This window comes from endosymbiont of Riftia pachyptila (vent Ph05) (assembly GCF_000224455.1).
In the GTDB taxonomy this organism is placed as follows: Bacteria; Pseudomonadota; Gammaproteobacteria; order Chromatiales; family Chromatiaceae; genus Endoriftia; species Endoriftia persephonae.
This window is the reverse complement of the sequence record NZ_AFOC01000024.1, coordinates 24,320-39,185: the sequence shown is the minus strand read 5'-3', so window position 1 is coordinate 39,185 and position 14,866 is coordinate 24,320. Positions and strand designations below refer to the sequence as shown.

General features: G+C 61.8%; 13 protein-coding genes. 6 read left to right on the top strand and 7 right to left on the bottom strand.

All coding sequences use genetic code 11. The features are described from left to right. The first annotated feature begins 276 nt into the window (after positions 1-276). Positions 277-1,191: an LpxL/LpxP family Kdo(2)-lipid IV(A) lauroyl/palmitoleoyl acyltransferase gene (lpxL, locus tag RIFP1SYM_RS05405; protein WP_039959806.1), complete on the top strand. Its 915-nt coding sequence runs from the start codon at positions 277-279 to the stop codon at positions 1,189-1,191. A 136-nt stretch (positions 1,192-1,327) separates the two neighbouring features. Here lpxL and RIFP1SYM_RS05400 read toward each other — a convergent pair whose 3' ends face one another. The 6 genes from RIFP1SYM_RS05400 to zwf all read right to left on the bottom strand — a co-directional run bounded on the left by RIFP1SYM_RS05400 (position 1,328) and on the right by zwf (position 8,716). After that, a complete protein-coding gene (locus RIFP1SYM_RS05400) occupies positions 1,328-3,463 on the bottom strand; it encodes an FAD-dependent oxidoreductase (protein WP_005960711.1) in 2,136 nt (711 codons plus the stop codon). A gap of 90 nt (positions 3,464-3,553) precedes the next feature. Then, entirely contained in the window at positions 3,554-4,999 is a 1,446-nt protein-coding gene (locus tag RIFP1SYM_RS05395; RefSeq protein WP_005960710.1) for a TrkH family potassium uptake protein, read from the bottom strand. A 64-nt stretch (positions 5,000-5,063) separates the two neighbouring features. Continuing rightward, complete coding sequence (gene gndA / locus RIFP1SYM_RS05390) at positions 5,064-6,428, bottom strand: NADP-dependent phosphogluconate dehydrogenase (protein ID WP_081417711.1); 1,365 nt, start codon at positions 6,426-6,428, stop codon at positions 5,064-5,066. A gap of 77 nt (positions 6,429-6,505) precedes the next feature. Then, positions 6,506-6,970: a 6-phosphogluconolactonase gene (locus RIFP1SYM_RS05385; protein ID WP_005960708.1), complete on the bottom strand. Its 465-nt coding sequence runs from the start codon at positions 6,968-6,970 to the stop codon at positions 6,506-6,508. A 7-nt stretch (positions 6,971-6,977) separates the two neighbouring features. After that, positions 6,978-7,187 (bottom strand): 6-phosphogluconolactonase, encoded by a 210-nt coding sequence (locus RIFP1SYM_RS18565; RefSeq protein ID WP_276123639.1) that lies wholly within the window; start codon positions 7,185-7,187, stop codon positions 6,978-6,980. Continuing rightward, positions 7,187-8,716 (bottom strand): glucose-6-phosphate dehydrogenase, encoded by a 1,530-nt coding sequence (zwf, locus tag RIFP1SYM_RS05380; protein WP_050798721.1) that lies wholly within the window; start codon positions 8,714-8,716, stop codon positions 7,187-7,189. The genes RIFP1SYM_RS18565 and zwf overlap by 1 nt, the downstream gene beginning before the upstream one ends. A 95-nt stretch (positions 8,717-8,811) precedes the next feature. Here zwf and RIFP1SYM_RS05375 point away from each other — a divergent pair, with 95 nt between their 5' ends. Genes RIFP1SYM_RS05375 through RIFP1SYM_RS05360 form a run of 4 tightly spaced genes read left to right on the top strand, consistent with a single transcriptional unit; the run spans position 8,812 to position 13,581 of the window. Beyond that, positions 8,812-9,522, top strand: a complete 711-nt coding sequence (locus RIFP1SYM_RS05375) for an ABC transporter ATP-binding protein (RefSeq protein WP_005960705.1) — start codon at positions 8,812-8,814, stop codon at positions 9,520-9,522. Next, entirely contained in the window at positions 9,519-11,900 is a 2,382-nt protein-coding gene (locus RIFP1SYM_RS05370; protein WP_005960704.1) for an ABC transporter permease, read from the top strand. Before RIFP1SYM_RS05375 ends, RIFP1SYM_RS05370 begins: the two co-directional genes overlap by 4 nt. Positions 11,901-11,902: 2 nt before the next feature. Continuing rightward, positions 11,903-13,201 carry an efflux RND transporter periplasmic adaptor subunit gene (locus RIFP1SYM_RS05365; RefSeq protein ID WP_005960703.1) on the top strand — a complete coding sequence of 433 codons (1,299 nt, stop codon included), beginning with the start codon at positions 11,903-11,905 and terminating at the stop codon, positions 13,199-13,201. Between the two features lie 2 nt (positions 13,202-13,203). Beyond that, entirely contained in the window at positions 13,204-13,581 is a 378-nt protein-coding gene (locus RIFP1SYM_RS05360) for a 1-pyrroline-5-carboxylate dehydrogenase (protein WP_005960702.1), read from the top strand. 7 nt (positions 13,582-13,588) lie between these two features. Here the strand turns inward: RIFP1SYM_RS05360 and RIFP1SYM_RS05355 are convergent, their stop codons facing one another. Next, entirely contained in the window at positions 13,589-13,828 is a 240-nt protein-coding gene (locus RIFP1SYM_RS05355; RefSeq protein WP_006474069.1) for a hypothetical protein, read from the bottom strand. A 187-nt stretch (positions 13,829-14,015) separates the two neighbouring features. Between RIFP1SYM_RS05355 and RIFP1SYM_RS05350 the strand changes: the two genes are divergently transcribed. Next, positions 14,016-14,861 (top strand): NYN domain-containing protein, encoded by an 846-nt coding sequence (locus RIFP1SYM_RS05350; protein WP_005960700.1) that lies wholly within the window; start codon positions 14,016-14,018, stop codon positions 14,859-14,861. Positions 14,862-14,866 lie beyond the last annotated feature (5 nt).

The following is a 14,866-nucleotide window of genomic DNA, read 5'->3' as shown; positions in this document are numbered from 1 at the left end:
CAAATTATTGGCCCAGCGCAGCAGTTTGGGGACGCTGAGCGCACGGCGCGGGGCAATCAGCTCCCAACCCGCCATGAGGGCAAAGATGCCGAAAAAACAGCCCAACCGGATAGTGACCTCATGGGCCTCGATAAACGCCTGCATCTGTGATCCCCCCACCTGATAGGGCCATACTCTAGTGTGGTTTGGTGGTTCATCCAAGGCCGGCCGCCTCCAGGCCACACAAATCACGTACCATATCGGCCAACAAGATGCAGCACAGCCAAAGGAGACAGCGTGACCGACAGCACAACACAACACAACCTCTTCGCCCCCCGCCACTGGCCAAGCTGGATCGGCATCGGCCTGCTGCGGCTCGCCTGGCTGCTACCCTACCGACCGCGTATGGCGCTGGGGCGGGCACTCGGGCGACTGGTGCTGCGGCTGGCGTCACGGCGCGCGCGGATCGCCCGCATCAATCTAGAGCTCTGCTTCCCGGAACTCGACCCGCAGGCCCAGCAGCTGTTGCTCAAACAGCACTTTGAATCCCTCGGCATGGGGTTGATGGAGACCCTGATGGCCTGGTGGGATGATGGCAAATCACTCAGTCAACGGGTGGAGTTTCATGGCCTGGAAGAGCTACAGAAGCGGCTCGATGCTGGCCAGGGGGTGATTCTGCTCACCGCACACTTCACCACCCTGGAGATAGGCGCCCGCTTTCTCATGCGCTACTTCCCCAAGCCGTACTGTGTCTACCGTCCTAACCAAAACCCAATCATCGACCAGCAGATCATCAACGGACGCACCGGCCAAGGCGCGGTGATGATCGCCAGGGATAACGTGCGCGAGATGATCCGGCAGCTGCGCAAGGGACGGCTGCTCTGGTATGCCCCGGATCAGAACTACGGCCACAAATACAGCCTGTTTGTCGATTTCTTCGGCATCCCCGCCGCCACCAACTCCGCCACCTCCCGCCTCGCGCAGATGGGGCAGGCCCAGGTCGTCGCCTACTACTGCCGGCGTAAACCCGACCTGAGCGGCTACCAGATCCGCTTCGAGCCGATCCCCGAGATCCCCTCCGGCGATCCTTTTGAAGACACCACCCGCATCAACCAAACCTTCGAGCGCTGGGCGCGGGAATCCCCCGCCGACTACTTCTGGCTGCACCGGCGCTTCAAGGACCGGCCTGAGGGCGAAGAACGCTTCTATTAAGGCGCCTTCAGCCGGCAATCAAATAGATTGCATCTCTGTAGATGGGTGGGGCGATGCCCATCAGCAGCGCTAGCCCAACCGGGGTAAAGATGAGTTTAGTTACACTCACCCTATAGGGATGGCTATCTGGCCGATATCATCCCCGCCGCCAGGCATGGAAACGCCCCACCCACTCAAGCAGCTTTTGCGGTGCATGGGCCCGCTTCCACTCACCGGCGGCATATTTATTGGCCTCAAGCAGGGTCGGATAGATGTGGATGGTGCCGAGGATCTTGTTGAATCCAAAGCCGTGTTTCATCGCCGCGGTGAACTCGCCGATCAGCTCACCGGCATTCTCGCCGACGATGGTGGCGCCGAGGATACGGTCCTTGCCCGGCACCGTCAGCACCTTGACCATGCCATGGGCCTCCCCCTCGGCGATCGCCCGGTCCAGCTCCGAGAGATCGAAACGGGTCACCTCATAGCTCACCCCCTGCTGCTGCGCCTCCTGCTCGTTGAGCCCGACCCGCGCCACCTCCGGATCGGTGAAGGTGGCGAAGGGGATCACTGAGTAGTCGACCCGAAAGCGGCGAAATCCGCCAAACAGTGAGTTGACCGCCGCATACCAGGCCTGGTGGGCGGCGGTGTGGGTGAATTGATAGGGACCGGCCACATCACCGCAGGCGTAGATGCTGGGGATCGGGCTCTGCAGATAGTCGTCGACCTGGATAGTGCCGTTGGGATTGAGCGGCAGCCCCAGCTCCTCCAGACCAAAACCGCTGGTATTGGGACGCCGCCCCACCGCCACCAGCACCTGATCGAAGGGGACGATCACCGCATCGCCGCCACGATCGCAGCGGAGCCGCTTCTCGCCATTCTCGATCAGAAACTCGGTGGCGCGATGGCCAGCCAGCACCTCGATCCCCTCCTCCTCGAAGCGCGCCTGCACCAGCGCGGCCACGTCTTCATCCTCTCGGATCATCAGTCGCGGCGCCATCTCCACCATCGTCACCTTGGCGCCGAAGCGGGCGAAGGCCTGAGAGAGCTCACAGCCGATCGGCCCGCCGCCCAGTACCAACAGACGCTGCGGCAGCTCACGCAACTGCCAGAGGTTGTCGGAGGTCAGGTAGTCGATCTGATCCAGGCCGGGGATCGGCGGCACAAAGGGGCGCGCGCCGGTAGCAACAATGATGTTGCGGGTAGTCAGCTCCCGACCGTCCACCTCTACCGTGTAGGGCGAAGTGATACGCGCTTCACCCTCGATCACATCGACGCCGAGGCTGCTGTAGCGCTCCACCGAGTCGTGTGGCTCCACCTGTTTCACCACCCGCTGCACCCGCTCCATCACCCGGCCGAAGTCGAACTTTACATCCATCGAGTCGAACCCCCACTCCTGGGCGCGACGGCTCTGGGCGAGCAGACGCGAGGAGCGGATCAGCGCTTTGGAGGGCACGCAGCCGGTGTTAAGGCAGTCGCCGCCCATCTTGTGTTTCTCGATCAGGCTCACCTTCGCCTTCACCGCCGCAGCGATATAGGCGGAGACCAGCCCGGCGGAGCCGCCGCCGATCACCACCAGATTGCGATCGAAAGATCTGGGCCTGATCCAGCCCGCCAAGGCACGCCGGCGCTTGATCAGGGTGACGATCCGCTTGGCGATCAGCGGGAAGATCCCGAGCAAGACAAAGGAGCCGATCAGCGCCGGTGAAAGGATGCCGGAGAGCGAATCGAGCCCCGCCAGCTGGGTGCCGGCGTTGACATAGACCAGGGTGCCGGCGAGCATCCCCAGCTGGCTCACCCAGTAGTAGGTCCAGGTGCGGATCGGCGTCAGCCCCATCACCAGGTTGATCACAAAGAAGGGAAACAGCGGCACCAGCCGCAGGCTGAAGAGATAGAGCGCACCATCCTTCGTCATGCCCGCGTTGATCGACTGCAGCCGATCGCCAAAACGCTGCTGCACCGCATCGCGGAACAGAAAACGGGCCACCAGGAAGGCCAGGGTCGCGCCGATAGTGGAGGCGAAGGAGACCAGCACGAAGCCCCACACCAGGCCAAAGATCGCACCGATCGCCAGGGTCATCACCGTCGCGCCGGGCAGCGACAGGGCGGTCACCAGCACATAGACCAGAAAGAACCCCAGGGAGCTGAGCAACGGCGCCTGATCGCGCCACTGTTGCAGGCCGTCGCGCTGCTGCTTGAGGTTCTCCAGGGTCAGATAACTGCCCAGGTCGAAGACAAAGAAGGCCGCGATCAGAGCCAGAAGCAGCGCCAACAGGATGATCTTTTTCTTATCCATAACGATTCCGTTTGCGAAACAATGTGTCAGCCTTTACGCCGTACCTCCCGGTTTAGATGCAGAAAAGATGCGCCCAGGCGGGGCCACCGATTATTTTCGCCAGAAGCCTGGAGAGAGCAGCACCAGGATGGTGAAGATTTCCAGCCGACCCAACAGCATCGCGATCACCGCCACCAACTTGCCCATCGGGCTGACGCTCTGGAAGTTGTACGCCACCTCACCCAGCCCCGGCCCCAGATTGTTCATACTGGTGGCGACCGCGGAGTAGGCAGAGACCTGGTCCAGACCGGCGTGTATCATGACCAGCATCAAGCCCCCGAAAGTGGCGACATAGAAGGCGAAGAAGCCCCACACGCTCTGCATCAAGCGTGGCTCGACCACCCGCTGGCCGATCCGCACCGGCAGGATCGCGTTGGGGTGGATAAGACGGCGGATCTCATGCTGTCCCTGCTTCACCAGCAGCAGCACCCGCATCACCTTGATTCCACCAGCGGTAGACCCACCACAACCTCCCACGAAGCTGATAAAGATCAGCAGTACCGGCAAAAAATCGGGCCAGTGGGCAAAGTCAACCGTGCCGAAGCCGGTGCTGGTGACTACCGAGACCACCTCAAAGGTGGCATCTCGCAAGCTGGATGGGAGCTGTTCATAATTGCCCTCTAGCCTGAGTGTCAGGCCGACCAGCAATACCATCAGCAACACAAACAGCAGAAAGCTGCGTGATTCGATGTCCGTCAGATATTGGCGTAGGTTTCGGTTGTGCCATGCAAAATAGTGGACCCCGAAATTGATCGCAGCCAACACCATGAAAAAAATGGCTACCGCCTCGATCGCCGGACTGGCATAGAAACCCAGACTGGCGTCATGGGTAGAGAAACCGCCGGTAGAGACGGTGGAGAAGCTATGGGCAATGGCATCAAAAGGGGTCATGCCCGCCAGCCAGTAGGCAATGGCACAGCTGATGGTCAGCCCCAGATAGATCGTCCAGAGCGCGCGCGCAGTATCTGCCAGCCGGGGCGTGAGCTTCTCCTCCTTCATCGGACCAGGAGCCTCGGCACGGTACAGCTGCATGCCACCAATGCCCAACATCGGCAGCACTGCCACGCCGAGCACAATCAGCCCCATACCCCCAAGCCACTGCAACTGTTGGCGGTAGAAGAGGATAGACTTGGGCAGATCATCCAGCCCGGTGATCACCGTGGCACCAGTCGTTGTTACCGCTGAGGTCGACTCAAACAGCGCATCCACCAGCCCAAGGTGGACACTCAGGATCAGAGGCCAGGTACCAAGCAAGCTAAGCAACACCCAAAAGGCGGAGACAATAATATAGCCATCCCGGTTGCTTAGCCGGATACGACTGCGGCCACCTACCAACCACAACAGCCCACCCAAGGCCAGGGTGCCAAGCATGGGTATCAGAAAATTCGTCAGCTCGGCTTCCTGGTACCAGATAGCGACGCCCAAGGGGCCACACAGGGAGAGTCCGAAAATGATTGCCAGGGCCCCCGAAACGCGAGCAATGATCCGTGTGTGCAAGATATCTACTTAAAAGATGAAAAACAGGATAGCGATTTTATCACTATGCCTTGGAGACACGCCGCTACCACTCACTATGGATCGCCCCCCGCTCCGGCTGGTCGATGCGTTCATAGGTGTGAGCACCAAAGGCATCGCGCTGGGCCTGGATCAGGTTCTGCGGTAGCCGTGCAGTGCGGTAGCTGTCGAAGTAGCCCAACGAGGCGCTCAGCACCGGCACCGGGATGCCGTTACCAGCGGCCTGACCGACCACCCGCCGCCAAGCCCCCTGCAACCCCTGCAGCTGCAGGCTGAGATCCCCCGCCAGCATCAGGTTGGCGGGCTGCTGATCGGAGTAGGCATCACGGATCGCATCGAGCAGCCGTGCGCGGATGATGCAGCCGCCCTTCCAGATACGCGCCACCTCGGCCAGATCGACCCCCCAGCCGTAGCGCTCTGAGGCACTGCTGATAAGCGCCAGCCCTTGGGCATAGGCGGCGATGCGTGAAGCGTAGATGGCGCCGTGCAGATCCGCCACAAAGGCCTCGCGGTCGGTGATGGATGACGTCTCGGGGCCTTGCAACCGATGTGCCGCATGCTCTCGTTGCGCCTTGGCCGCCGATAGCACCCTGGCATCCACCGCTGCGGCAATGCTGGGCACCGCTACCCCCTGCTCCAGCGCCGCCTGCACGGTCCAGCGGCCGGTGCCCTTCTGTCCCGCCTTGTCGAGGATCTGTTCCACCAGCGGCCCACCGCTCTCCTCATCCTGCACCCGCAGCACCCGGGCAGTGAGTTCTACCAGAAACGACTCCATCGGCCCCTGGTTCCACTGCTCGAACACCTCGGCCATGGCATCGGTGGAGAGCCCCAAACCGCGCTTCATCAGGTCATAGGCCTCCGCCAGCAGCTGCATGTCGGCATACTCGATGCCGTTATGCACCATCTTCACGAAGTGGCCAGCGCCGTCACCCCCCACATGGGTGACGCAGGCCCCCGCTTCGGTCTTGGCCGCGATTGCCTGCAGGATCTCCCCGAGGGCGGCATAGGCTTCAGCAGAGCCACCCGGCATCAGTGAAGGACCGCGACGCGCCCCCTCCTCGCCGCCGGAGACCCCCATGCCGACAAAGTGGATACCCTTTTCGCGCAACGCAGCCTCACGCCGCCGGGTATCCTCAAACCAGGAGTTACCACCGTCGATCAGGATATCCCCCGGTTCCAGGTACGGCAGCAGCCGCTCGATCATCTGATCCACCGGCTCACCCGCCTTGATCATCAGCAAAATGCGGCGCGGACGTTCCAGCATCGCGGCAAAACCGGCCAGATCAGCCTCCCCACCAAATACCTTGCCCGGCTGCTGCGCCAAAAATGCGTCGATCGTCTCTGGGTGGCGACCCCAGACCGCCACGCCATAACCCGAATCCTCGATATTGAGTGCCAGGCTGCTGCCCATCACCCCCTAACCCAACCAGCCCTATCTGATACGCCATTACCTGTCACTCCCGTTGGGCAGAGCTGCCCCTTGTACATTCACTCTTCTGCAGGGAGCGCCTGTGCCGCTCCCCGGTCCATCAACCAGTCACCAGTATCAGCCAGAGCCGACGGCACATCGCCCTCCTGCAACGCGCGACGCACGGCCTCGGCCTTGCTCTCCCCCTTTGCCAACATCAGCAGATGGCGGGCCGCGCGGATCACCGCCGGGGTCACGCTCAAACGCCGTGGTGGCGGTTTACTGCCAACCACTGTCACTACCCGCCGCTGCCACTCCTGCAGCGCCGGTGAGCCGGGGAACAGCGAGGCGGTGTGGCCATCCTCCCCGATCCCCAGCAGCAAGATGTCGAGCTGGGCCGGCAGCACGCCTTCGTAGTCACGGGCAGCTTGCTCCGGTTCATCCTCACCGCGCATGCGATAGAGGATCAGCTCATCCGGCTTGCCATGAGGAAACAGCGCCGCCTTCACTGCCCGGTAGTTGCTCGCCTGATGCTCTGGCGGCACGCAGCGCTCATCGCCAAAAAAAGAGGGTCAGACGCATCCAGGGCAGCCGGTCCCGTTCGGCCAGCAGCCGGTAGACCGAGAGCGGCGTGCCACCGCCAGCAAGCATCAGGTGACAGCGCTCTGCCTGTTGCAAGCTCTGCTCGACCCGCGCCTCAATCCACTCCGCGGCGACCCGATCATAGTCGGCGGCATCGACGATAATCCGCCGTCCCCCCATCAGCCGATCTCCCGCCAACGCCTGTCGTAGCGGCGCATTAGTCGCTCCGCCTCTATCGGGCCATCACTGCCCTCGGCGTAGAAGAGTGGCCCGATGCGCTGCGCATCCTCCCAAGCCTTGAGAATTGGTGAGACGAAGCGCCAGGCATGCTCCACCTCGTCGCGCCGGGCAAATAGGGTCGCATCGCCGCGGATCGCATCCAGCAGCAGCCGCTCGTAGGCCTCTTTGATCGGCCGCTTAAAGGTCTCTGAGTAACTGAAATCCATCACCACCGGACGCACATCCAGACTATCCCCCGGCCGCTTGCTGACGATCTTCAGATCGATCCCCTCATCGGGCTGGATGCGGATGGTAAGCACGTTCGACTCGAGCTGCTGACACACTTCATCCCGGCCGAACAGGCAGAGCGGCACCGGGCGGAACACCACCGAGACCTCGGTCATGCGCGCCCGCAGCTGCTTACCAACACGCAGAAAGAACGGCACCCCCTGCCAGCGCCAATTGTCGATGAAGCACTTCATCGCGGTATAGGTCGGGGTGCGCGAGTCAGCGGCGACGTTCGCCTCGTCCCGGTAGCCACGGTACTGACCGAAGATCACATCCTCGAACACTTGGCTGCCGGTGATCTGGCGCAGCGAGCGCAGCACCTCCACCCGCTTGTCGCGGATATCGTCCGCGGCGAAGGAGAGCGGCGCCTCCATGGTGCAGAGCGAGAGCACCTGCAGCAGGTGGCTCTGCACCATGTCACGGATCACCCCGGTCTGGTCGTAGAAGCGGCCTCGCCCCTCGACCCCAATCGCCTCGGCAGCAGTGATCTGGATGTGGTCGACATATTTGCGATTCCAGAGTGGCTCAAAGATGGTGTTACCGAAACGCGCCACCAGGATATTCTGCACCGTCTCCTTGCCCAGGTAGTGGTCGATGCGGTAGACCTGATCCTCCCCCAGCACCTCGCCGACAATCCGATTCAGCTCCTGCGCCGAATCCAAATCCCGGCCATAGGGTTTCTCCATAATCACCCGGCTCCAGGGGCTGCTGCTGCCGCTGGTGTTGATCAGCCCCGCCTCCTGCAAGCGATGCAGGATAATCGGCGCGGCAGATGGGGGCGTGGCTAGATAGAAGAGCCGGTTGGCGCTGCCACCAGCGGCCTCCAGCTGTTCAAGCCGGTCACGCAGCTCACGATAGCCTTCAGGGTCTTCAAAATTGGCGCTGAGGTAGTGAATGCGCTCAGCAAAGGCTACCCACTCCGGCTCCTGCAGCGGCTCCCGGGTATGTTCAGCCAACGCCTGTTTCAGCAGCTCGCGATAGCCATCAGCATCCTGCTCCCGGCGGCTCAGACCGATCACCGCAAACCGCTCATCCAGCGCCCCCTCACGCAGCAGATTATAGAGCGCTGGCATCAGCTTGCGCCGAGTTAGATCCCCGGCACCGCCGAAGATCACCAGAGTGCAGCTATCCTGTTGGGTAGGCGTGAGCAGCGCCGCCCCAGCATCGGAGATCTGCGCGAATCGAAGTGTCTGGTCTGACATGCATGTTCCTTGTTCGGTTACGGCGACGAAGCAACTATAGAACAATAGAGGAATGAAAACGTTTACTCTTCACAAAGGGATAGACCATTTTCCTAATGCACCAAAAGATCTTGCTTTCGGTTAGAGGCGCAAGCCGCATCTTCAGCATGGGGGACGTGCAGGTGCCCGCCTTGCGCGACGCCTCCTTGGAGATCTACGATGGCGAGTTTCTGGTAATCGTTGGCCCCAGCGGCTCAGGCAAAAGTACCCTGCTGAATCTGATCGGCGGCATGGATCGCCCGACCGGGGGTGAGGTGCTGTTTCAGGAACTCGACCTGGCCCAGGCCTCGGAGCAGGCGCTGACCGAATATCGCCGTCACCAGGTCGGTTTCGTTTTCCAATTCTACAATCTGGCGCCAATGCTGACTGCTCTGGAGAACGTGCAGGTGGCCAGCGAGATCGCACAAGATCCGCTTGACCCGGCGCAGGCCCTGGCGCTGGTCGGACTGAGTGACTATCAGGAACACTTCCCATCACAGCTGAGTGGCGGCCAGCAGCAGCGGGTGGCGATCGCCCGCGCCCTGGCAGGTAATCCGCGGTTGCTGCTCTGTGATGAACCCACCGGCGCCCTCGATCTGGCCACCAGCCGCCAAGTACTGGGGCTACTGCTGCGGCTCAAGCAGGAACTGGGCAAGACCCTGGTGCTGATCACCCACAACAGCGCCATCGCCGGCATCGCCGACCGGGTCGCCACCATCCGCGACGGCGCCATCCACTCACTGCATGAGAACCCCCATCCGGTGCCAGTGCAGGAGGTCTCCTGGTGAACCCGGTATTACAGCGCAAACTGCGGCGTGATCTCTGGCAGCGCAAGTGGCAGCTGTTGACACTATTTTCCATCATCGCCATCGGTGTTGGTGCCTACATCGGCATGGCCGGCACCTGGCGTGACATGGACGGCGCCCGCCATGCTTACTACCGCGACTATCACCTAAGCGACTTCCTCATCGATTTGAAGCGTGCACCGGAGTGGGCGGTAACGGATGCGGCCCACCTGCCCGGCATGATCAGGCTGGAGGGTCGGATCTCCCTACCGGTACTGCTCGATCTGCCCGGCACCAACCAACCGATCACCGGCCAAGCCATCTCCCTCCCCGACCAAAGAGAACCTGCCTTCAACCAGCTGCTGTTGCGCAGCGGCAGCCGCCTCTCCGACCCGGACCGGGCCGAGGTGATCCTCAACCACGCCTTCGCCGCGGCTCACGGACTCAAGCCGGGGGACCGCATCCGCGCTCTGCTGCTGGAGAGCCAGCAGGATCTGCTGGTGGTGGGTACGGCCCAGTCGCCGGAGTTTGTCTATCTGATCTCGCCCTCCGGTGGCCTCGCACCGGACCCGAAAAACTTTGGTGTGATCTATCTGGGCGAATCTTTCCTGCGCCAGCGCAGCGACCTGCAGGGCGCTTACAACCAGGTGCTCGGCCGGCTCGCCGACCCACGCCCGGCGGCGGTGAAAAACAGTCTGCAGGCACTCGCCGAACGACTCGACCCGTTTGGCGTCAGCCTCACCACCCCGCTCAGCGAACAGGCCTCATTCCGCTTTCTGCAGGACGAGCTGACGGGGCTGGAGGTGCAGTCCCGCATCATGCCGATGATCTTTCTCAGCGTGGCAGCACTGGTATTACACGTATTGATCGGCCGGCTGGTCAACCAACAACGCACCCTGATCGGCACCCTGCGCGCCCTTGGCTACGCACGCAGTACACTGATCCGTCACTATCTCGCCTATGGGCTGGCAGTGGGGACGATCGGCGGACTACTGGGGATCATGTTGGGGATCTGGCTACAGTCCGCGATGGTGGCGATCTACCGGGGGTTTTACGAACTACCGGGCCTGGTCGCACACCATTACTGGGATCTCAGCCTGATCGGTCTGGCCATCAGCCTGCTGTTTGCCGCCCTCGGCAGCCTGAGTGGCGTGAGGCGGGCGACCCAGCTGCAACCGGCGGAAGCGATGCGCCCGCCCGCACCACAGAGAGGTGGGCATATCCTGCTGGAATCGGTGCACCCACTGTGGCGGCGCCTGAACTTCCGCTGGCGCTCAATCCTGCGATCAGTGTTCCGCAACCCCTTTCGCTCCTTTGTCAGCCTGCTCGCCAGCCTCATCGCCACCGCGCTGATCTTCGCCACCTTCAGCATGATCGATGCTCTCGATCATCTGATGGGTTATGAGTTTGAACAGCTCTCCCATCAGGATCTAACGATCAGCCTGCGCGACCCGGTGGCGCTGGCGGCAACCCGGGAGATCGTGTCGCTACCGGGCATCAGCCTGATCGAGCCGGAACTGCTGGTGAGCTGCGACCTGGTAAACGGGCCGCGGCAAAAGCGCATTGCCATCACCGGCCTGAGCCCTGATGCCCGCCTGCACACCCCCCTGGACTCGCAGGGCCGGCGGGTGGCAATTCCGCCCCGAGGGCTGATCCTGGGGCGCAAGCTAGCGGAGATCTTGCGGCTGGCACCCGGCGACCGGGTTGAACTGCGCCCACTGATCGGCCGACGGATTCCGACTGAAGCGACAGTGGCCGCCGTGGTAGAGAGCTATCTAGGGCTGGCGGCCTATGCCGATATTACCTACCTGAGCCGTCTGCTGGGGGAGCAACCCCTGGCAAACCAATTGCTGGCCAAAAGCGCAGGCGCTGGCATCGGAGAGAGGCTGCAGCATCAGCTGCAACAGCGTCCCGCCTATCTGGGGGCGAGCGAGCGCCGTCAGGTGCTGGCACAACTCGACGCCACCTTTGGTGAGACCATGGGCAGCATGATCTTCGTGATGGTGCTGTTCGCCGGGATGATCGCCTTCGGCAGCGTGCTCAACACGGCGATGGTGTCACTCAACGAACGCCAACAGGAGATCGGCACTCTGCGGGTCATCGGCTACTCCTCGCTGCAGGTGAGCGGGCTGTTTTTTGGCGAGAGCCTGCTCCTGAACACGCTTGGCATGGCGCTGGGGCTGTATGGCGGCGTATTGCTGAGCCACGGCCTGTCGCTACTCTACAGCACCGAACTCTACCGTTTTCCCGCCATCATCCTACCCGGCACACTGCTGATCAGTGCGCTGTTGATGCTGCTGTTTCTGCTGCTTGCGCAGGGGCTGGTCTATCTCATCATCCGTCGGCTCAACTGGCTCGAGAGCCTCAAGGTCAAGGAATAACCGTGTTAGCCAAAAGACTCATCACCGCCCTGCCTGTTCTGCTGTTGCCGCTGGCTGGCTGCGAACAGAGCCCACAGCTGCAGAGCACCACACCGGTCAGAGGGGAAATCCGCGCCTCCTTCACCGAACCCGCCCAAACCCGGCTGGCGCGAGACTATCCGATTAGCATGCCGCTGGATGGGCGCATCGGCCCGATCAGGCTGCAGCCCGGCGACCGGGTGAAAAAAGGAGAACAGTTGGTGGCAATTGACCGGCTACCGTTTGAACAAGCGGTAGTCGAGGCCAGGGCCGCAGTGGCCGAGCTGCAACAACAGCTGCTGATCAACGCCTTCAACCGCATCGAAGCAACCCTCAGCGTGGAGCTGCAGGCGACCATCGACGCGGCACGGGAGGCGCTCAGGGCAGCCGATGCCCAAGTGGAGAGCCAACAGGTACGGGCCGCCTGGGCCGACAAGGTCGAGCAGCGCAACCGCGAACTCGACGCGGAGGGCAGTGTCTCGCAACAGCAACTGGATGATACGGTGCTGACAGCGCAGACCGCGCAGATCGAGCTGAAACAGGAGGAGTTCATCCGCGCCGCCCTCAACACCCTCTTCACCGCAATCCAGCTGGGGCCCAAATATGTGGAGCAGTGGCTGCAGCGCAAACAGCTGTCGCGGGAGGTGATCGTGGAGCAACTCAACCAGGCTCGCGCACGCCTGGCCCGGGCGGAGCATCAATTGACGCTGGCGCAGCTGCGCGCACCGGTGGATGGGGTGGTGCTACACCGCCATGAATCGGGGCCAAGCAGCTTCCCGGCCGGACATCCGCTGCTGGAGATCGGCAACTTCAGCGATCTGGAGGTGGTTGCCGAGCTGCTCACCGAGGATGCAATGCAGCTTGAGCCTGGGGCCCTGGTTGAGTTCTCCAGCGGGATAGCAAAGCGTCCCATCAGCGGCCGGATCAAGCGCATCGAACCGGCCGCCTTCACCAAGCGTTCATCCCTCGGGGTGGAGCAGCAACGGGTCAGGGTGATCGCCAGCCTGGATCAGGTTCCAGCCACCCTGGGGGTGGGCTTCAGGCTGCAGGGACGTTTTTTCACCGGTATCAGCCATAACACCCTGATTCTGCCCCGCTTCAGTGTATTGCAGGCCACCGATGGCTCCCACTATGTGCTGCGTAACGACCACGGCCGGCTGCACAGACAGCCGGTCATCATCGGCTTACACAACGACCGCCAGCTGGAGATCCTTGAAGGCCTGAGCGACGGAGAAAGCATCGTCGCACTCCCCGATGCCGATATGGAAGTTGAAACGGAGTAGCCATGGCCCTACAGCAAACCCTCTACATCAGAATCTATCGCAACCGCATCACCATCCAGGATGTCGAAAGTCAAGCAATCAGCAGCGTCGATGCGGTCAGCCCCTTCACCACCGACAGACTGCTGGTCGGCCAGTTCTCCACCGCGGTTGAGACCCTGCAGAAGGCGATCCGACAGATCCACACCGGCTGGCGCGCCCTGCTGATCCGCCCGATCATCCTGATCCAGCCACTGGAGATGATCGAAGGCAGCCTCTCCGAGGTGGAAGAGCGCATCTTCAAAGAACTGGCCGCCAGCGCCAAGGCCAACCGGATCGTGGTGTGGACAGGGCCTGAGCTTTCGCCTCAGCAAGTGATGGAACAGACTAAGAACGCCCGTTAGGACTCGCCTACCCCCGCATCCGCTTCAACAACTCATAGTGCGATGGCAGGGCGCGTTTGATCTGCCCCTTCATAGTCGCTACCTGGTTGGCGTATTTGATCCAGTCGCTCTTGGCCAGGAACCGCTCCGCCGGGAACTGGAACCCCTCGAAATCGTAGGGGGATGGCATGAACGATTTCCACAGCCCCTGGTTCTCCTGCAGCAGAGCAAACGCCTCCACCCCGCCCGCCGCCAGGCACCAGGACATCCAGACGCTCACCGCAGTGAGTGGGTGAAACCGAATCGTTTTGAGTGAGATCAATCGTTAAATCGCGATCGGGATAGGGCTGCCGGACATGTCACAAATTTGCAATCCACAGCCACGATCAGCCCCCGGCTCTGCTATCATCTCCGCCATTTATCTGATCGTTGCACCAAGAAAGGCGTGAATTAAGTTGCAGAAAAACATCAATATTGGCGTGTTTGTAGACGCCGAAAACGTGCGTTACAACGGCGGTTATCAGCTCCGCTACGACATCCTGCGCCGCTTTGCCGCGCGCTCCGGCGGCAACCTGCTGCGCCTCAACACCTACATCACCTTCGACCAGGAACGGGCCAGCGAAGACTACGAGTATCAGAAACGCGCCTACGCCTACCAGCAGATGGTACGCGACTACGGCTGGAAAATTCTGGTCAAGAATATACGCCGCTATACCGACGAAGATGGCAATGTCACCACCAAAGCGAATGCCGACCTCGATATGGCAGTGGACGCTATGATCCAGTCGGAGAAGCTCGATCTGGTGCTGATGTTGACCGGCGACGGCGACTTCCTGCAGGTTGTCACCGCGTTGCAGGATCGCGGCTGCCGGGTTGAGCTGGTCGGCTTTCGCAACGTCTCCCGCGAGCTGCAGCGCCAGGTCGACACCTACTACTCCGGCTTCCTCATCCCCGACCTGCTGCCGGTCTCCTATGAACCGCGCAACGAGTGGGGTCAGCCAGGCTCCTGCGTGCGCGGTGTCTGCCAGAAGTGGTTCCCCGACAAAGGCTACGGCTTCCTGCGCTTCATGTCGCGTATCGACGACAATCTCTGGATCACCGACACTCGCGAGCCCGATTCCCCTTACACCAGCGTTTTCTGCCACGTCAATGAGCTGGCCGACGGAGTCTCTGACGAGCTGCTGAAAAACCGGGATACGGTGCTTGAGTTCTACATCGAACAGAGTGACAAGGATGAAGGCCTGGTCGCCAACAACGTGCGCTTGGTGCCCTCCTACGGCAAGCACGGTTTACTCGAATGAGTCCG